The organism is Streptomyces fagopyri, assembly GCF_009498275.1.
Taxonomy (GTDB): Bacteria; Actinomycetota; Actinomycetes; order Streptomycetales; family Streptomycetaceae; genus Streptomyces; species Streptomyces fagopyri.
The window spans coordinates 5,882,034-5,899,490 of record NZ_CP045643.1; the positions used below are offsets into that span (position 1 = coordinate 5,882,034).

Below are 17,457 nucleotides of genomic sequence, written 5' to 3' on the forward strand. Positions count from 1 at the left end.
GGCGAGGCCCGATCCCCGGTAGGACTGGGGCATGACTGAAGCTGCACGGGACGACGGGGCGGGCGAGAGCACGGTCACGGTGATCGTCGCCGCCCTCGCCAATCTGGGGATCGCGGTGGCCAAGGCGGTCGCGGGCGTCATCAGCGGATCGAGCGCGATGCTGTCCGAGGCCGCGCACTCGGTGGCCGACACGGTCACCGAGGTACTGCTGCTCACCGCGCTCAAGCGCAGCGCGAAACCGGCCGACGAGGAACACCCCCTCGGATACGGGCCCGAGCGCTACATCTGGGCGATGCTCGCGGCGGTCGCGACCTTCGTCGGCGGCGCGGTGTTCTCGATCTACGACGGGGTGCACACCCTCGTCGCGGGCGAGGAACTGGGCGACCCCCTCGTCTCCTACGTCGTGCTCGCGGTCGCCTTCCTCCTGGAGGGCTACTCCCTGCGCACCGGCGTACGGCAGGCACGCGGTGAGGCGGCACGGATCGGGGCGCCCTTCAAGCGCTACCTCCGCCACACCCCGGACACCGCCGTGAAGGCCGTGGTCCTGGAGGACTCGGCCGCGCTGGTCGGCCTCGTCCTCGCCGCGGGCGGTCTGCTCGGCGGGCAGCTCACCGGCTCCGGCGTCTGGGACGCCGTCGCGTCCCTCTGCATCGGCCTCCTGCTGCTGTACGTCGCCTGGGTCCTCGGCCGTTCCAACGCGGAACTGCTCATCGGGCGTCCGCTGCCGAAGGCCGTCCGGGACGGCATCAGGGCCGAACTGCTCGCGGTGGAGCACGTGGAGGCCGTACTGGAACTGACGACCCTGGTCCAGGGACCGCGCGAGGCACTCGTCGCCGCCAAGGTCGACTTCCGCGACATGTCGACCGCCGCCCAGATCGAGTGGGCCTGCGAACAGGCCGAACAGCGACTGCGGGAGGCGTTCCCGGCGGTGAGCCGCGTCTACCTGGACCCGACCCCGGGACACGCCCGACGCCGGGCCGAGGGGCTGAACCCCTGGCCCTGACGGCCGGCCCCGCGGTCCCCGGACGGAACGGCGCGCGGCGTCGGACGCGGCGCGTCCCCCCCCGGCGCGGTGGGGTCAGACGAGGCCCGCCGCGCCGAGGAGATACGCCGTCATCGGGTCGTAGTGCCGGGGACTCGTCACGTGGTCGTCGAGAGGGATCGTCACCTGGACGGTGCCCTCGGACTCGGCGAGGAAGAGGGCCGGGTCGTTGCAGTCGGCGTAGCCCATGGAGTCGACGCCGAGCTGGCCCGCGCAGCCGGCCCAGCCGTGGTCGGCGACGACCAGACCGGGCAGCGGGCGGCCCTCACGCTCCAGCCCGGTGAGGATCGCCCGCATCGGCTCGCCCGAGTGGGTGTGCCAGAGGGTGGCACCGTGTTCGAGCACCGCGACGTCCGCGAACTGGAAGACGTACCCCTCGTCCGTCTGAAGCCCGTCGGGGATGACGACGATCTCGCAGCCCGCGGCACGCAGCGCGGCGGCGGTCGCGCGGTGCACGTCGAGCAGGCCGCCCGGGTGACCGGTCGCGAACAGCACGCGCTCCTTCGCGGCGGCCGCCTTGCGCAGCCGCGCCGCCATCCGGTCCAGGGCGTCGACCGTCAGCTCGGGGTCGATGGTGTCCTGCCCGTACCGGTACTCCGGGTCGTCGTTCACACCGCACCGCTCCGCCATCACCGCGAGGACGTCCTGCTCGTCGGTCCAGCGGTCACCGAGCTCCAGGCCGAGCCAGAAGTTGCGGTCGCCGTTCGCGAGCTTGCGGTAGTGGGAGAGGTTGTTCTCGCGGGGCGTGGCGACGTCGCCCGCGATACGCGTCCGTACGAGGTGGTCGACGAGCTCGGTGCGGTTGGGGGTCCCGGATATTGGCATGCCCCCATTGTGCCGGGGCGTCCCGTCCGGGGAACGCCTGTCCCGAGCCCTGGGACGCGCGTCACTCGGAACGGGGGAGCGCGGGCGCGGGGTGGTGCGCCGCCTGGTCATCGCTCGCCACGACACCCCCGGCGCACGCTCACCGCTCCCGCAGCGCGAACCACAACTCCATGCGCACGTCGGCGTCGTCGAGATCGGTCCCCAGCAACGTCGCGCAGCGCGCCACCCGTTGGCGCACGGTGTTGCGGTGGACGGCGAGGGCCACCGCCGTGCGGTCCCAACTGCCGTGCAGGGAGAGCCAGGTGCGCAGGGTCTCGGCGAGGGCCGGGGTCGCGGCGATGGGCGCGAGCAGGGCGCGGGCGTGGGCGTCCGCGTCGGCCGGGGGGACGAGGTCGGCGAGCGCGGGACGCTCGGCGTGGCGTACCAGCGCCGTCCGGGTCGCCCGCGCGCGGGCCAGCGCCCGGGCGGCCTGGGTGTCGGCGAGCGCCCACTCGTGCGGGCCGACGGGCGCGCTGATCCCGCAGGTCCAGCCCTGCTGGGGGGCCGGTTCGAGGTCGCCGGGTACGAGGACGCGCACCACGTCGCCGCCCGCGTCGATGAGCGCCGAGCCCAGCGCCGTCCCCAGCGCGGAGGCCGCGACGGCGTCCGGAGCGGGACCGTCCGCCGTGGGCCGGGCGTGCACGACGGTCCAGCGTTCCCCGCCCAGCAGGGGCGCGACCGTCTCCGGCGCGGCCCCGAGCAGCAGCCGGACGAGCGCCGCCGAGCGTGCCGCGCCGCTGCCGCTCTGCTGCTCGCCGGTGAGCAGGGAGAGCAGCACGGCCGCGATGGAGGCGATGGTGTGGTCCCCGGGGTCGCGGCGCGGCGCGGCCACGCCGAGGACGAAGCCCTGCCCGCCGCCGAGGGCGTAGGCCGCGAGGTGGGTGCCCTGGACGGTGTCGCTGGCGGAGGAGGGGGTCGGGCCCTGGGTCTGTCCGGGGCGCACCACGGCCGCCAGCCCGGCGAGGGCCCGTGCGGCGGGTGTCTCCGGGGTCCGTCCGGCACCCGCCAGCTCCGCCCCCTCCGGCCCGTACAGCACCGCCCGGCCGGAGACCCGCTGGGCCAGCCGGCGCAGCACCGCCGGCACCGGGTCGGGGCGGGCCGCCGCCGCGGCCAGACTCTGCTGGCCCTCCGTGACCCGGCGCAGCTCCGCCAGGCGGGCCCGGGCCATCAGCTGCCAGACCGCGCGGGCCACCCCCGAGAAGGTCGTCTCGGGCGGGACCTCGATCAGCGGGAGGCCGCGGGCGTCGCAGGCCTCGACCAGCGCGCGCGGAACCGTGTCGTGCACCGGCGCCACGCCGAAGCCCAGCGCCGCGCCGCCCGCCGCGACGATGCGGGAGACATAGCCGTCGAAGTAGTCAGCGAGCGGTGTCTCCGCCCGTCCGGGGGTGTCCCCGGACGGGCCCGGCTCCTCCGGGACGTGCACGCCCGCGGTCAGCAGCAGCTCGCCGCCCAGCAGATAGGGGTACGGGTCCGCCATCTCCGAGGCGTGCGCCCAGTGGATCACCGTGTCCGGATCGCAGGGGCCCGCGATACGGCGCAGGGCCAGGTCCTCGCGGGCCAGCAGCGCGCTCAGCGGGACCGGCGGAGTGGGCGGGACCGGCAGCGCGTGCGGGACCGGTGGAGCCGGAGGCGCGGGCGAGGTCGGTGGGACTGGCGAGGCGGATGCGTCCGGCATGGTGGACATTCCCTCCATCCGGTTCAGCGACAGTGGATGAAAAGTACACTTCAGAGTCGCCTTCCGGCCACCTAGGGTCGTGCCGTCGGCAGCCGCGGGCACGGGCGTATGTCCCCGCGATCCGCTGCCGCACCGACCGGGCGGGAATCCGCTCGCGGATCCGCCGCCGGTCTTCCCGGCCGGACCGCGCTCGCCCCGGCCGCGTCCCCGTCCGCATCTGCACGACACGCCACCGAGAGTGCGCGAAGGAGGGCCCCGCATGGCCGTCGACCACACAGTGATCGTCGTCTGTCCGCCCGGCATGCTGGCCATGGGCTGGTGGGGCATGCGCCGCGCCCCAGCGAGATGAAGGCCAAGCTGCCCACCGAGTACTTCGACCCGCTGGGCATCGGCGGCGAGACGGTCTTCACCTACGTGCTCATCCACACGTTCGGCACGCTCATCGGCCAGGACATCCGGCAGCGCGTGTTCACCGCCCGCAGCGACACCACGGCGAGGTGGGGCGGCACGGTCGCCGGCACCTACTGCCTGGTGTACGCCGTCGCGGGCGCCGTCATCGGCACCGCGGCCAAGGTCATGGACCCCCAGCTGCCCAGCGCCGACGCGGCCTTCGCGGCTGTCGTCAAGGACGAACTCCCGGTCGGCGTGCGCGGGCTGGTGCTCGCCGCGGCGCTCGCCGCCTCCGCCGGGGCGCGGGGTGCCGGCGCGGGCGCCTTGGGCGGAGGCGGCGAGTACGACGGCGTGAACGATTCTCCGGGTGCGGCCCCGGGCCCCGCTTCCCCTGGCCCCGGGGGAGCGGGGAGCGTGTTCGGCCGCGGGCCGTCCGTGGCTGGTCGCGCGGTTCCCCGCGCCCCTGACGGGGCGCTGCGCTCCCCGGGGGCGAGTCCCTGAGGGGTGTGTCGCGCCTTCCGGGGGCGAGTCCCTGACAGGGGGCCGTGCCTTCCGGGGGGCGGGACGGAGCCCCGGTGGGGCTCAGGGGGGTGTAGAGACTTGGGTCGGCCGCCGTGGGGCGGCCGGGCCGGGGGGACTCCGGTGGCCGGAGTCCGCGACACTGGAAGACGTACCACCCGTACCACCACGCATCACCGGTATCACCTGGAGGAGTCCGACGATGAGCAGCACCGAGAACCCGGCAGCAGGCGGCAGCCAGCCACGCGGCCCCGTCGACTCGTCCCGCGTCCCGCGGTACGCCGGCCCCGCGACCTTCGCCCGGCTGCCCCGCCTCGACGAGGTCGGCACCGCCGACGTCGCCGTCGTCGGCGTGCCGTTCGACTCCGGCGTCTCCTACCGGCCCGGCGCCCGCTTCGGCGGCAACGCGATCCGCGAGGCCTCCCGCCTGCTGCGCCCGTACAACCCGGCGCAGGACGCCTCCCCCTTCGCCCTCGCCCAGGTCGCCGACGCCGGTGACATCGCGGCGAACCCGTTCAACATCAACGAGGCCGTGGAGACGGTCGAGGCGGCGGCCGACGAACTCCTCGGCACGGGCGCCCGGCTGATGACCCTCGGCGGCGACCACACCATCGCGCTGCCCCTGCTGCGCGCCGTCGCGAAGAAGCACGGCCCGGTCGCCCTGCTCCACTTCGACGCGCACCTCGACACCTGGGACACCTACTTCGGCGCCGAGTACACCCACGGCACCCCGTTCCGCCGCGCCGTCGAGGAGGGCATCCTCGACACCTCCGCCCTCTCCCACGTCGGAACCCGCGGCCCGCTGTACGGCAAGCAGGACCTCACCGACGACGAGAAGATGGGCTTCGGCATCGTCACCTCGGCGGACATCTACCGCCGCGGCGCCGACGAGGTCGCCGACCAGCTGCGCCAGCGCATCGGCGACCGCCCGCTCTACATCTCCATCGACATCGACTGCCTCGACCCGGCGCACGCCCCCGGCACCGGGACCCCGGAGGCGGGCGGCATGACCTCGCGCGAGCTCCTGGAGATCCTGCGCGGCCTGTCCTCCTGCAACCTGGTCTCCGCGGACGTGGTCGAGGTCGCGCCCGCCTACGACCACGCCGAGATCACCGCCGTCGCCGCGTCCCACACGGCGTACGAACTGACCACGATCATGTCCCGTCAGATCGCGCAGGAGAAGGCAGCGAAGTGACCCACGACCACGACCTGGTGCTCCGTCCGTCGGCGGCACAGACGGAGGCCGCGCTCAACCCGCCCCCCGGCCGCAACGGCGGGGACCTGGTCGTGGAGACCCTCTCCGGTCTCGGCGCGACCACCGTCTTCGGGCTGCCCGGCCAGCACGCGCTGGGCATGTTCGACGCGCTGCGCCGCTCGTCGCTCCAGTACGTGGGGCTGCGCGTCGAGAACAACGCCGGGTTCGCGGCGGACGCGTACGGCCGGATCACGGGGGAGGCCGCGCCGCTGCTGCTCTCCACCGGCCCGGGGGCGCTGACCTCGCTCGCCGCGCTCCAGGAGGCGGTCGCCGCCTCGGCCCCCGTCCTCGCGATCAGCAGCCAGATCCCGACCGCCGGACTGGGCGGCGGACGCCACGGCTATCTGCACGAACTCCCGGACCAGCAGGCCTCGTTCAGGGGTGTCGTGAAGTCCGTGCACACCGTCCGCGCGCAGTCCCAGATCCCGTCGGCGCTCGCTGCGGCCTGGGAGTCGGCGCTGACGGCCCCGCACGGCCCGGTCTGGGTGGAGATCCCGCAGGACGTCCTGCTCGCCCCGACGCACCTGCCGGTCGTGACCGCGATGGACGCGACCCCCGAGGAAGTGGTCCCGCGCCCCGAACTGACCGCGGTCGCGGCCCACTTGCTGTCCACGGCCGCCCGCCCCGCGATCATCGCGGGCGGCGGTGTCGTCCGGGCGGACGCCTCCGGCAAGCTGCTGCGGCTCGCCGAGCGGCTGAACGCCCCCGTCGTCACCACCTTCGGCGGCAAGGGCGCGTTCCCCTGGAACCACCCGTTGTCCCTCCAGTCCTGGCTGGAGGACCGGCACACCACCGATCTCCTGGAGGACGCGGACGTCCTGCTGGTGATCGGCTCCGGCCTCGGTGAACTCTCCTCGAACTACCACACGTTCAAGCCCCGCGGCCGGGTCGTCCAGATCGAGGCCGACCTCGGCAAACTGGAGTCCAACCATCCGGCACTCGGCATCCACGCCGACGCCAGGCTCGCGCTCTCCGCGCTGTTGGAGACGGTCGGGGAACGCCCCGACCCGACGGCGCCCGAGCGCGTACGCACGTTGCTCGCCCGGGTCGGCGAGCGCATCGCCGCGCAGGAACTCACCCTGGAACAGGACGTGCTGGCGTCCGTGCGTCGCGCCCTGCCGGACGGCTCCCCGTCCTTCTGGGACATGACCATCCTGGCCTACTGGGCATGGTCCGCCTTCGACCCCCGCCGGCCCAACGCCATGCACTCGGCCCAGGGCGCCGGCGGTCTCGGCTACGGCTTCCCGGCGGCCCTCGGAGCGGCGGCCGCCGACCCCACCCGCCCGGTCCTCGCGGTCTCCGGCGACGGCGGAGCGCTGTACTCGATCGCCGAGCTGGCCACGGCGAAGCAGTACGGCCTCGACGTCACCTGGCTCATCGTCGACGACGGCGGCTACGGCATCCTGCGCGAGTACATGACGGACACCTTCGGCCAGGCCACGGCGACGGAGCTGGCGCGCCCGGACTACGTGGCGCTCGCCGAGTCCTTCGGTGTCCCGGGGATCCGCACGAGCCCCGGGACACTCGAAGCGGACCTGTCGAAGGCGCTGGCGACCCCCGGACCGTCGGTGGTGCTGCTCCCGGCGGTCCTGCGGATGTTCGCGCCCACGCACCTGGGCTGAGCCGCCGACTCACCGAGTGAGGACGACTTCCGCGAACTTGCATCTCTAGAGAGGTAAGGGAACGGTGTCTACGCCAGGCTCGCGGAGTCTGGAGCGTGAGCCGGTCCGGTTTCGGGAGGGCGTCCGCTCCCGTATGCCCAGCGTGGACGAGGCCGGGCGGCTCGCGTTGCCCTCGGGTGTGCCGGTGGTGCTGGTTGCCCGGACCGCCTACGACGCCGGTGGGGTCGCCGTGGAGGTGAACGACATGGTGCTTGACTCCGCCGCCCATGTCCTGGAGTACGGGTTCGGCGCCTGAGGCCGGGCGGCGGCGAGCCGGCCGCATCCGCCCGGCTCGCCGTTCTCCGCTCCTACCAGATCGCTTCGACCCACTCCGGGTGGTCGATGAACGGGTTGCGGTTGTGCTGGTAGGTGTCGTAGATGACCTGGTTGCGCTTCTCCTCGAAGGCGCTCGGCGGGTCCTGCTCGTTCCACTGCTTCAGCACGGACAGCTTGCCGATGTACGGGGCGCTGCCGTTGTTGACCTTCTCGTCCGGCTCCAGGTCGGCGAACCCGTCGCCGCCGTCGTAGCGCACGGCCATGTAGAGGATCATGCGGGCCACGTCGCCCTTGTCCGCGTCGCGCGGCTCGAAGGAGTCGGAGTCCACGCGGCTGCCGCCGCCGTTCGTCACCGCGCCGCCGCCGTTGTCGAAGTCGAGGTTGCCGCGGACGCCGTTGACCTGGACGTCGGCGGGACGCAGGTGGTGCAGGTCGGTGCCGGGGCCGGTCACCTCGCCGAAGTCGCCGTGCGACTTGGCCCAGGTGTGCTCACGGTTCCAGTCGCCGACGTCGCCGCCGTTGAGGGACTTGCTGCGGGAGACGCCGCTGTACAGCAGGATCACGTTGTTGCTGTTGTTCGGGTCCTGGTCGGTGACCTTCAGCGCGTTCCAGACCGCGGCGTACGAGATCTTGCTCTGGCTGCTGATGATGGTGTGCAGCGAGGACTTCAGGCTCGCGCCGGTCTTGCCGACCGCGTTCTTGTAGTACGTGCTGTCGTACGAGGTCGTGGTGGCACTCGCGGGGGTCGCGGTGACGGCCGGCAGGGTGAGGCCTACCAGCACGGCGGAGGTGGTCAGCGCCAGCGTCTTCCAGCGCCGTACGTGCGTTGTCGCGGGCATCGTGGGGAGTCCGTTCTACGCGTGTCGATTGCGGGGCAATCGGGAGCGTGACATGGACATGCGCTCCTGGGAATGGACAGGACGTGTCGGTTGCGTGTCGGAATCCGGCAACAGGCCTGTCGTGAGGGGGAGATGGGACACCGGACGGCCCCTGGCCGGAGCGTGGACGGGGGTCGTCCGGCAGGCCGGTCGCCGGAGACGGAGACGGAGGCGGAGACGGAGACGGAGACGGAGGCGGAGCCGAAGTCGGTGTCCGGTCAGCCGGCGTCCGGCGGATCCGGGCGGTGGAGCGTCGGCGCGGAACGGGCCGAACGGCCGTACCCCGAAACGGAGTCGGCGGTCGAGCCCGAGCCCGAGCCCGAGCCCGAGCCCGATCCTGAACCCGGAGCCGAACGCCTCCGAGTCGCTGGTCTTGCCGTAGGCGCTCCCCTTCACCGCCGTGGCGAGGACCCGGGCCGGCCCGGTGGTGACGGTGGTGGGCGAGGATCTCAGGCGGTCGCGGTCACAGTCGGACGCGTCGGACGTTATGAGACGCATCGGGCGCATGGGACGCATGGGATGCATGGTCGCCCGGGAGCGGACTCGCCGTGGAACAGTGGAGTCCGGCCGTTCCGTCAGCTCGTGGGCGTGGGCACCGAGGCCTCCTGCGGGGTGTCGGTGGGCACGTACCGCAGCATGCTCGCGCCGCTCCTGGAGGTGGCCGGCACGAGGTCCTTGTGAATCGCCTTGGCCACACCCTGGATCGTGCTGACGCCGTAGCTCATGGTGCTGTTCCCATGGGTGAGCACGGTGATCATGTAGTCGTGACCGGCGCCGTTGAAGGTGCCGACGCTGTGGACGCGCCAGCCGTGCGTGGAACGCGACAGCCAGCCGTTCTTGACGTGCACGGCGACCGAGGAGGGCGCTCCGGCCGGGGTGCCCCAGCGCTGCGAGGAGATGACCTTGCCCATGAGCTTCAGTTCGTAGGCGCGGGAGTTGTCGCTCAGCACGGAGTTCTTGGCGGTGAGCAGCCCGAGCAGTTTCTGCTCGTCGCGCACGGTGATCTGGGTGAGACCCCAGTAGCCGTTCGTGCCCGGCTTGGTCTCGGTCATCCCGGCGGCGGCGAGGAAACCTTTCACCTTGGTCATGCCGAGCTGATTCCACAGCGTGGTGGTCGCGGCGTTGTCCGACTTGGTGATCATGGCCGTGGTGAGCGTCTGCTCACGGGCGGTCAGATACCGGTTGTGCTTCTTCGCGTCCCACAGCAGCGTGGCCAGCACGGTGACCTTGACCACGCTGGCGGAGTCGTAGGCGGAGGTGGCGCGCAGGGTGCAGGTGGTCTTCGTCGTCCGGTCGTACAGTCCGACGGCGACGGTGCCGGCACGGTTTCTCAGGGCCGCGGTGATGTCGGTCTGCAGCTTGGCGGCCAGACCCGCCTTCGCGGACGTACAGCTGACCTGCGGCGCCGCGGCGGCGGACGCCGGTGTCGCGGCCGCCGCGAACGGCACGATGACCCCGGCGCCGAGGCTCGCTGCGAGCATCCGGGCACGCCGGGATATCCGGTGAGTCATGGAGGTTCCCCATCTCCTTCGACCAGTACGTGCGCGCCTGCGGCGCACCCGACTGTCATGACCCGCGGGTAGGACCGAAAGTTGTACGTGTGTTCGTGTGACGTGAGTGCGAGGGCGACTCCTGCCGGGACGGGGCGACTCCTGCCGGGACGGCGCACGGCCCCCGGCCGGTACCTCCCGCCGGGACGGCGCACGGCCCCCCGCCGGTACCTCCCGCCGGTACCTCCCGCGTGGCTCACCGCCACGGGCGGTGAGGGGACGGATGAGGGGATGATTGTTGCGGAGGGATGAAATCCGCTCCGTTCGGCGTTGGTCTCTTCCGGCGGAGTGAGATCTACGGAAGGCACCGGCGTGGCAGGTCAGCGGGGATGGGCACGGCGACTCGCCGGGTACGCGTGGCGGTACCCGAAGGACGTGCTGCTCGCGCTCGGGTCCGCGCTCGGCGGCATGGCCGTGCTGGCGGTGGTCCCGCTGATCACGAAGGTGATCATCGACGACGTCGTCGGGAACCACACCCGCTCCATGGCCCCCTGGGCGGGCGCGCTGATAGCGGCGGCCGTCGTCGTCTACGTCCTCACCTACATCCGCCGCTACTACGGCGGACGTCTCGCCCTCGACGTCCAGCACGACCTGCGGACCGAGATGTACGACACGATCACCCGGCTCGACGGACGCCGGCAGGACGAGCTGTCCACCGGACAGGTCGTCGGCCGCGCCACCAGCGACCTCCAGCTGATCCAGGGCCTGCTCTTCATGCTCCCGATGACCATCGGGAACCTGCTCCTCTTCCTGATCTCGCTCGGGATCATGGCCTGGCTCTCCCTGCCGCTCACCCTGGTCGCGCTGGCCGTCGCCCCCGCCCTGTGGTTCGTCGCCAGGCGCAGCCGCTCCAGGCTGCACCCCGCCACCTGGTACGCGCAGGCCCAGGCCGCCGCCGTGGCGGGCGTCGTCGACGGCGCCGTCAGCGGCGTGCGCGTGGTCAAGGGCTTCGGACAGGAGGAGCAGGAGACCGGGAAGCTCCGGGAGGTCGGCCGGCGGCTCTTCGCCGGACGGATGCGGACCATCCGGTTCAACGCCAGATACACCCCGGCCCTCCAGGCCGTGCCCGCCCTCGGTCAGGTCGCGATGCTCGCGCTGGGCGGCTGGCTCGCCGTACGGGGACAGATCACGCTCGGTACGTTCGTGGCGTTCTCCTCATACCTCTCCCAGCTCGTCGGGCCCGTGCGGATGCTCGCGGTGGTCCTCACCGTCGGGCAGCAGGCCCGCGCCGGTGCCGAACGCGTGCTCGAACTGATCGACACCGAACCGGCCATCCAGGACGGCACCAAGACCCTCCCGGCCGACGCGCCCGCGACCGTCGAGTTCGACGACGTGTCCTTCGCCTACGAAGACGGCCGGCCGGTGCTGAACGGCCTCAGCTTCGAGATCCGGCCCGGCGAGACCCTCGCCGTCGTCGGCTCCTCGGGGTCCGGCAAGTCGACGGTGTCGCTGCTGATGCCCCGCTTCTACGACGTCACGCACGGCGCCGTCCTCGTCGGTGGCCACGACGTCCGCGAGCTCACGCAGGAGTCGCTGCGCGCCGCGATCGGACTGGTCCCCGAGGACTCCTTCCTCTTCTCCGACACCATCCGCGCCAACATCGCCTACGGCCGGCCCGACGCCACCCAGGAGGAGATCGAGCGGGCCGCCCGGGCCGCCCAGGCCGACCGCTTCGTCAGCGAACTGCCCAACGGCTACGACACCAAGGTCGGCGAGCACGGTCTCACCCTCTCCGGCGGCCAGCGCCAGCGTGTCGCCCTCGCCCGCGCCATCCTCACCGACCCGCGCCTGCTCGTGCTCGACGACGCCACCTCCGCCGTGGACGCCCGCGTCGAGCACGAGATCCACGAGGCGCTGAAACAGGTCATGGAGGGCCGTACGACCCTGCTGATCGCGCACCGCCGCTCCACCCTCAACCTCGCCGACCGCATCGCCGTGCTCGACGGCGGCAGGCTCGCCGACATCGGCACCCACGAGGAGCTTCAGGACCGCTCCGCGCTGTACCGGCGGCTGCTCACCGACCCGGACGAGCTGGGCGGGGTCTCCCCGGGACACGCCCGGCCCGCGGCCGCGGCGGAGGACACCTCCGTACGGGCGGAGCTGGACGCAGAGTTCGACGCCGAGCGCGGTGTCACCCCGCGTCTGTGGACCGGCGACCGCGAACCCCGGGACAACGCGCTGGCGGGCATGCCGGCCACGCCCGAACTCCTCGCCCAGGTCGAGGCGCTGCCCCCGGCCACCGACACCCCGGCCATCGACGAGGCACGAGCGGTCACGCCCGAGGAGTCGTACGGACTGCGCCGGCTGCTGCGCGGCTTCGGACTCCCGCTCCTGGTGAGTCTCGGCCTGGTCGCCGTCGACGCCGGTATGAGCCTGCTGCTGCCCGTGCTGATCCGGCACGGCATCGACCAGGGCGTCTCCAGGATGGCCCTCGGCGCGGTCTGGGTCGCGGCGGCCCTGGCGCTGGTCAGCGTGCTCGTCCAGTGGTCCGCGCAGATCGGCGAGACCCGGATGACGGGACGGACCGGCGAGCGGGTCCTGTACTCGCTCCGCCTGAAGATCTTCGCGCAGCTCCAGCGCCTCGGACTCGACTACTACGAGCGGGAGCTGACCGGGCGGATCATGACCCGGATGACGACCGACGTCGACGCCCTGTCCACCTTCCTGCAGACCGGCCTGGTCACCGCGTTCGTCTCCGTCGTCACCTTCTTCGGCATCATGGGCGCGCTGCTGGTGATCGACGTCCAGCTCGCGCTGGTCGTGTTCGTGACACTGCCGCCGCTGGTCGTCGGCACGTTCTTCTTCCGCCGGGCGAGCGTCAAGGCGTACGAACTCGCCCGCGAGCGCGTCTCGGCGGTCAACGCCGACCTCCAGGAGTCGGTCTCGGGGCTGCTGATCCTCCAGGCCTTCCGGCGCGAGCGCTCGGGCAGCCGGCGGTTCGCGGAGGGCAGCGCCGGCTACCGCGCGGCGCGCATCCGCGGACAGTGGCTGATCTCCGTCTACTTCCCCTTCGTGCAGCTGCTGTCGTCTGTCGCGGCGGCCGCGGTGCTGATGGTGGGCGCGCACCGGGTCGACGCCGGGACACTGACGACCGGCGCGCTGGTCGCCTACCTCCTCTACATCGATCTGTTCTTCGCGCCCGTGCAGCAGCTCTCCCAGGTCTTCGACGGCTACCAGCAGGCGACGGTGTCGCTGGGCCGCATCCAGGAGCTGCTCCAGGAACCGACGTCGACGCGGGCCGCCGCCGAGCCGCTGGAGGTGCTCTCCCTGCGCGGCGACATCGCCTTCGAGGACGTCGGCTTCGCGTACGGGGACGACGAGGAGGCCCTCAGCGGTGTCTCCCTGAACATCCCGGCCGGGCAGACGGTCGCCTTCGTCGGTGAGACCGGTGCCGGCAAGTCGACGCTGGTGAAGCTGGTCGCCCGCTTCTACGATCCGACGGACGGGCGGGTCACCGTCGACGGCACCGACCTGCGCGCCCTCGACATCACCTCGTACCGTCACCGGCTCGGAGTGGTCCCGCAGGAGGCGTACCTCTTCCAGGGCACGGTCCGTGACGCCATCGCCTACGGCCGGCCCGGCGCGACCGACGCCCAGGTGGAGGCCGCCGCCCGCGCGGTCGGCGCGCACGACATGATCGCCACGCTGGATGGCGGTTACCTCCACGAGGTCGCCGAGCGGGGCCGCAACCTCTCCGCGGGCCAGCGCCAGCTGATCGCGCTGGCCCGCGCCGAACTCGTCGACCCGGACGTCCTGCTCCTCGACGAGGCCACCGCCGCGCTCGACCTCGCCACGGAGAGCCTGGTCAACCAGGCCACCGACCGGCTCGCGGGCCGCCGTACGACCCTGGTCGTCGCCCACCGGCTGACGACGGCCGCCCGCGCGGACCGGGTCGTGGTCATGGACCACGGCCGGGTCGCGGAGGACGGCACGCACGACGAACTGCTCCTCCTCGACGGCCGGTACGCCGAGCTGTGGCGGACCTTCGTGGGGGCGTCGGAACCGGAGGAGCCGGTCGGCTCGACCGCCTGACGCCCGCCCGCTCAGCCCTTCTGCCTGATGTCGGAGATCTTCTTCGTCGACAGATCCGACTGGACGGTCAGATAGGTGTACGTCGGGTGCTGGGCGGAGCCCCAGGTCAGACGGACGGTCGACCAGGTGTGGCCCGCGCCGCTGTCGCCCGCCGTCACCTTCCAGGCGCGCGGCACGTCCTGGGCGCGCAGGACGCCGTCGGCGTGCTCACGGCCCTCCCACCCGGCCAGCCGGGTGCGCAGGCCCGAGGTCAGGTAGAACGCGCGCAGCTGCGGCCCGAGACGGCCGGTGCCCTGGTCGGTCACGGCGTCGATGTAGGCGCCGTAGAAGTCGGCCACCCGGTCGTACGCGGGGCCGTTGGCGCCGGCGCGTGCGGGCGGAGGAGCGGGGGAACCGGCGAACGCGGGCATGGAGGCACCGGCCGCGGCGAGGACCGCGGCGCCGGCGAACGCGCCGACGACGGCGCGGGAACGGGACGTACGGGACATCGGGTACCACCTTTCGCTTTTCTGACCGGTTGGACACCGGGAAAAGCGGCGCGGTTGCCCCGAAAGCGGAAAAAAACCCATCTGGGTCACGAGGGGCGGGCGGCTGGGCCCGCGCAACCATCAGACGTATGTTCTGCGTCCGTACACCAGTACGTTCAATGGTCGGGGAGGGGCGATTGTGGACAGTGGTGCGATCCGCCGGCGCGTGGCGCTCGGTCTGGCTGTGCTGACCGCCTCCGGGCTGCTCGCGGTGGCGTGCCCGGGGAGCGCGCAGGCCGCCTCCTACTGCTCCGGACACAAGGTGCGCACGGTCCCCTTCGCGACCGGCTCCGTGCAGCTCTACCGGAGCGGCGGCTACGTCTGTGCCATGACGGTCCCCAAGAAACAGCAGTCGCGGAAACGGCCGATGTCGGTCAGCGTGCAGGCGCGCGGCAACCGTCCGGTGGTCGACGCGGGCCGCTTCGTCCACCACGCGGGCCCGGTCACGGTCCACGCGGGCCACCGCTGCGTCCGTATCAGGGGCTCGGTCGGCTCGGGTTCCGTGAGCTCGGGCTGGATCCTGTGCTGATCCGGGCGTTCCCGGCCGGAGTGCCGGCGATTCCCGGCTGAATCACAGCAAAGTCACAGGTTTCCCTCAAGTCCCTCTGGTGTCACGTCAGTTGCTCCGCTAGGTTCCGGCGGACATCTGTGTAACTCCAGGGGAGGGTGCATGCGCAAGGCGCTCAGATGGCTGCTGGCGCTCACGGTGCTCATAGGCACACTGAGCACGGCCGGGGCGGCCACCGCCGCCCAGCCGGAGGCCACCACCGGCACGACCACCGGGGACATCAAGGACCGTCTCCTCGCGATACCGGGCATGAGCCTGATCGAGGAGAAGCCGTACACCGGATACCGCTTCTTCGTCCTCGCCTACACCCAGCCGATCGACCACCGGCACCCGTCCAGAGGGACGTTCCAGCAGCGCATCACGGTGCTGCACAAGGACACCGCGCGCCCGACGGTCTTCTACACCGGCGGCTACAACGTCTCCACGACCCCGAGCCGCCGCGAGCCGACCCAGATCGTGGACGGCAACCAGGTCTCGATGGAGTACCGCTTCTTCACCCCGTCCCGCCCCGCGCCGGCCGACTGGTCCAAGCTCGACATCTGGCAGGCCGCCAGTGACCAGCACCGCATCTTCGAGGCGCTCAAGCCGGTCTACACGCGGAAGTGGATCTCGACGGGCGGCTCCAAGGGCGGGATGACCGCCACGTACTACGAGCGCTTCTACCCGCGCGACATGGACGGCGTCGTCGCCTACGTCGCCCCCAACGACGTGGTGAACGACGAGGACTCGGCGTACGACCGCTTCTTCAGGAACGTCGGCACCAAGGAGTGCCGCGACCGGCTGAACGCGGTGCAGCGCGAGGCGCTGGAGCGCCGGGAGCCGCTGGAGAGGAAGTACGCCCAGTACGCCGCCGACAACGGCTACACCTTCACCACGATCGGCAGCCTGGACAAGGCGTACGAGGCCGTCGTCCTCGACTACGTGTGGGGTTTTTGGCAGTACAGCCTGCTCGCGGACTGTGCGACCATCCCGGCCGACGCGCCGCACGCCACGGACGACGCGATCTGGGACTCCGTCGACACCATCTCCGGCTTCTCGGCCTACGCCGACCAGGGCCTGGAGACGTACACGCCCTACTGCTACCAGGCGGGCACGCAGCTCGGCGCGCCCACGATCCACTTCCCGTACATCGAGAAGAAGCTGATCCGCTACGGCTACCAGCCGCCGCGGAACTTCGTGCCGCGCTCCATCCCGATGACGTTCCAGCGGTCGGCGATGCGGGACGTGGACACCTGGGTCGCGCACCACGCCCACCACATGCTGTACGTCTACGGCCAGAACGACCCGTGGGGCGCGGAGCGCTTCCGCCTCGGCAAGGGCGCCCGTGACGCGTACGTCTTCACGGCGCCCGGCCTCAACCACGGTGCCAACGTCGCCGGTCTCGTCCCCGACGAGAAGGCCCTCGCGACGGCCCGCATCCTGCAATGGGCCGGCGTCGCCTCCTCCGCCGTCCAGGCCGACCCGTCGGCGGCCCGGCCGCTGGCCGGCTTCGACGCGAGGCTCGACCGGCGCGACATCGAGCGCGAGCCCGCGCTGCGCCCGTGAGACGCGGCTGCGCCCGCCCGTCACACCGGGCGGGCGCAGCCCACCGGCCGGTCGCCGCCCAGCTGGACGTAGAGGGCCGTGGCGGACGGACATGCGGAGCGGTCGGCGACCGCCGAGGTCACCCGGTACTCCGGGGGCCTGCCGCCCTTGCCGTCGCAGGCGGTCTCGCGGACCTGGCCGTCGCCCGTGCTGTAGACGCAGTCGCCGACGATCGTGCGGGGACCTCCGCCGCCGCCCGGGTCACCGGGGTGCGGGGCCTCCAGCTTGCGCATGCAGGCGTACCCCTGGGGGACCGCGCCGTCGCCGTTCCCGCCCGAGGCGGCCCGGGTCGCGCCGATGTGCAGGACGAAGTCCGTGGTCTGCGGGCACAGCGGGCCGGCGGCGACCCCGCCGTCGTGGCGGGCGACCACGCGCGCGGCGGCCCGTTCGCTGGTGCAGGGCACCTCGGTGAAGCTGGTGGTCCCGAAGGAACTGCACTCGTCGACCGCGAGGAACACCGCGCCGTAGCCGGAGGGTCCGGCCGAAGTCGCCACCGCGTGGGGCCCGGTGTCCTCGGAGTCCGACCGGTGGCCGCAGCCGGCGAGCACGGCCGTCGCCAGCAGCAGCGCGCACACCGGACCGACGCCACGCCGACCCACCGAGCTGGCTCGCATGTCTTCCCCCCGATACCCCTGT

Annotated in this window: 13 protein-coding genes and 1 pseudogene; 8 read left to right on the top strand and 6 right to left on the bottom strand. The window is 72.4% G+C overall.

Translation table 11 applies throughout. The features are described 5' to 3' along the window. The first annotated feature begins 31 nt into the window (after positions 1-31). Complete coding sequence (locus GFH48_RS25380) at positions 32-1,003, top strand: cation diffusion facilitator family transporter (protein WP_153290454.1); 972 nt, start codon at positions 32-34, stop codon at positions 1,001-1,003. Between the two features lie 75 nt (positions 1,004-1,078). Here GFH48_RS25380 and GFH48_RS25385 read toward each other — a convergent pair whose 3' ends face one another. Both GFH48_RS25385 and GFH48_RS25390 read right to left on the bottom strand, forming a co-directional pair. Then, positions 1,079-1,867, bottom strand: a complete 789-nt coding sequence (locus GFH48_RS25385) for a phosphatase (protein WP_153290455.1) — start codon at positions 1,865-1,867, stop codon at positions 1,079-1,081. 139 nt (positions 1,868-2,006) lie between these two features. Further along, the gene (locus GFH48_RS25390) at positions 2,007-3,581 is read right to left on the bottom strand and encodes a PucR family transcriptional regulator (RefSeq protein ID WP_153290456.1); all 1,575 of its coding nucleotides are present in this window, start codon (positions 3,579-3,581) and stop codon (positions 2,007-2,009) included. Positions 3,582-3,920: 339 nt separating this feature from the next. Between GFH48_RS25390 and GFH48_RS25395 the strand changes: the two are divergent. The 4 genes and pseudogenes from GFH48_RS25395 to GFH48_RS25410 form a co-directional block, all read left to right on the top strand. Beyond that, positions 3,921-4,262 (top strand): annotated as a pseudogene (locus GFH48_RS25395) (sodium:solute symporter family transporter); the annotation flags it as partial. Positions 4,263-4,692: 430 nt separating this feature from the next. Continuing rightward, positions 4,693-5,685 carry an agmatinase gene (gene speB / locus GFH48_RS25400; protein WP_153290457.1) on the top strand — a complete coding sequence of 331 codons (993 nt, stop codon included), beginning with the start codon at positions 4,693-4,695 and terminating at the stop codon, positions 5,683-5,685. Continuing rightward, positions 5,682-7,367, top strand: coding sequence for a thiamine pyrophosphate-binding protein (locus GFH48_RS25405; protein ID WP_153290458.1), 1,686 nt, complete (start codon positions 5,682-5,684; stop codon positions 7,365-7,367). Before speB ends, GFH48_RS25405 begins: the two co-directional genes overlap by 4 nt. A 133-nt stretch (positions 7,368-7,500) precedes the next feature. Beyond that, entirely contained in the window at positions 7,501-7,662 is a 162-nt protein-coding gene (locus tag GFH48_RS25410; RefSeq protein ID WP_153290459.1) for a UTRA domain-containing protein, read from the top strand. 52 nt (positions 7,663-7,714) lie between these two features. Here GFH48_RS25410 and GFH48_RS25415 read toward each other — a convergent pair whose 3' ends face one another. Together GFH48_RS25415 and GFH48_RS25420 are read right to left on the bottom strand one after the other, a co-directional pair. Beyond that, entirely contained in the window at positions 7,715-8,521 is an 807-nt protein-coding gene (locus GFH48_RS25415) for an endonuclease I family protein (protein ID WP_153290460.1), read from the bottom strand. Positions 8,522-9,135: 614 nt separating this feature from the next. Further along, on the bottom strand, positions 9,136-10,071 hold the full coding sequence (locus tag GFH48_RS25420; protein ID WP_153290461.1) for a serine hydrolase: 936 nt from the start codon (positions 10,069-10,071) through the stop codon (positions 9,136-9,138). Between the two features lie 351 nt (positions 10,072-10,422). On the opposite strand from GFH48_RS25420, the gene GFH48_RS25425 reads away from it, so the two are divergent. Next, positions 10,423-14,142 (top strand): ABC transporter ATP-binding protein, encoded by a 3,720-nt coding sequence (locus GFH48_RS25425; RefSeq protein ID WP_153290462.1) that lies wholly within the window; start codon positions 10,423-10,425, stop codon positions 14,140-14,142. Positions 14,143-14,153: 11 nt separating this feature from the next. On the opposite strand, the gene GFH48_RS25430 is transcribed toward GFH48_RS25425, so the two are convergent. After that, on the bottom strand, positions 14,154-14,630 hold the full coding sequence (locus GFH48_RS25430) for a hypothetical protein (protein ID WP_153290463.1): 477 nt from the start codon (positions 14,628-14,630) through the stop codon (positions 14,154-14,156). A gap of 178 nt (positions 14,631-14,808) precedes the next feature. Here GFH48_RS25430 and GFH48_RS25435 point away from each other — a divergent pair, with 178 nt between their 5' ends. Further along, complete coding sequence (locus GFH48_RS25435; protein ID WP_153290464.1) at positions 14,809-15,198, top strand: hypothetical protein; 390 nt, start codon at positions 14,809-14,811, stop codon at positions 15,196-15,198. 141 nt (positions 15,199-15,339) lie between these two features. Next, on the top strand, positions 15,340-16,782 hold the full coding sequence (locus GFH48_RS25440; RefSeq protein ID WP_153290465.1) for a S28 family serine protease: 1,443 nt from the start codon (positions 15,340-15,342) through the stop codon (positions 16,780-16,782). Between the two features lie 20 nt (positions 16,783-16,802). Here GFH48_RS25440 and GFH48_RS25445 read toward each other — a convergent pair whose 3' ends face one another. Continuing rightward, positions 16,803-17,435, bottom strand: coding sequence for a hypothetical protein (locus GFH48_RS25445; RefSeq protein WP_153290466.1), 633 nt, complete (start codon positions 17,433-17,435; stop codon positions 16,803-16,805). Between the last annotated feature and the right edge of the window lie 22 nt (positions 17,436-17,457).

Coding starts and splice junctions, on each gene's coding strand:
- GFH48_RS25380 (WP_153290454.1), top strand. CDS start 32: ATGACTGAAGCTGCACGGGACGACGGGGCGGGCGAGAGCACGGTCACG.
- GFH48_RS25385 (WP_153290455.1), bottom strand. CDS start 1,867: ATGCCAATATCCGGGACCCCCAACCGCACCGAGCTCGTCGACCACCTC.
- GFH48_RS25390 (WP_153290456.1), bottom strand. CDS start 3,581: ATGCCGGACGCATCCGCCTCGCCAGTCCCACCGACCTCGCCCGCGCCT.
- speB (WP_153290457.1), top strand. CDS start 4,693: ATGAGCAGCACCGAGAACCCGGCAGCAGGCGGCAGCCAGCCACGCGGC.
- GFH48_RS25410 (WP_153290459.1), top strand. CDS start 7,501: ATGCCCAGCGTGGACGAGGCCGGGCGGCTCGCGTTGCCCTCGGGTGTG.
- GFH48_RS25415 (WP_153290460.1), bottom strand. CDS start 8,521: ATGCCCGCGACAACGCACGTACGGCGCTGGAAGACGCTGGCGCTGACC.
- GFH48_RS25420 (WP_153290461.1), bottom strand. CDS start 10,071: ATGACTCACCGGATATCCCGGCGTGCCCGGATGCTCGCAGCGAGCCTC.
- GFH48_RS25430 (WP_153290463.1), bottom strand. CDS start 14,630: ATGTCCCGTACGTCCCGTTCCCGCGCCGTCGTCGGCGCGTTCGCCGGC.
- GFH48_RS25440 (WP_153290465.1), top strand. CDS start 15,340: ATGCGCAAGGCGCTCAGATGGCTGCTGGCGCTCACGGTGCTCATAGGC.
- GFH48_RS25445 (WP_153290466.1), bottom strand. CDS start 17,435: ATGCGAGCCAGCTCGGTGGGTCGGCGTGGCGTCGGTCCGGTGTGCGCG.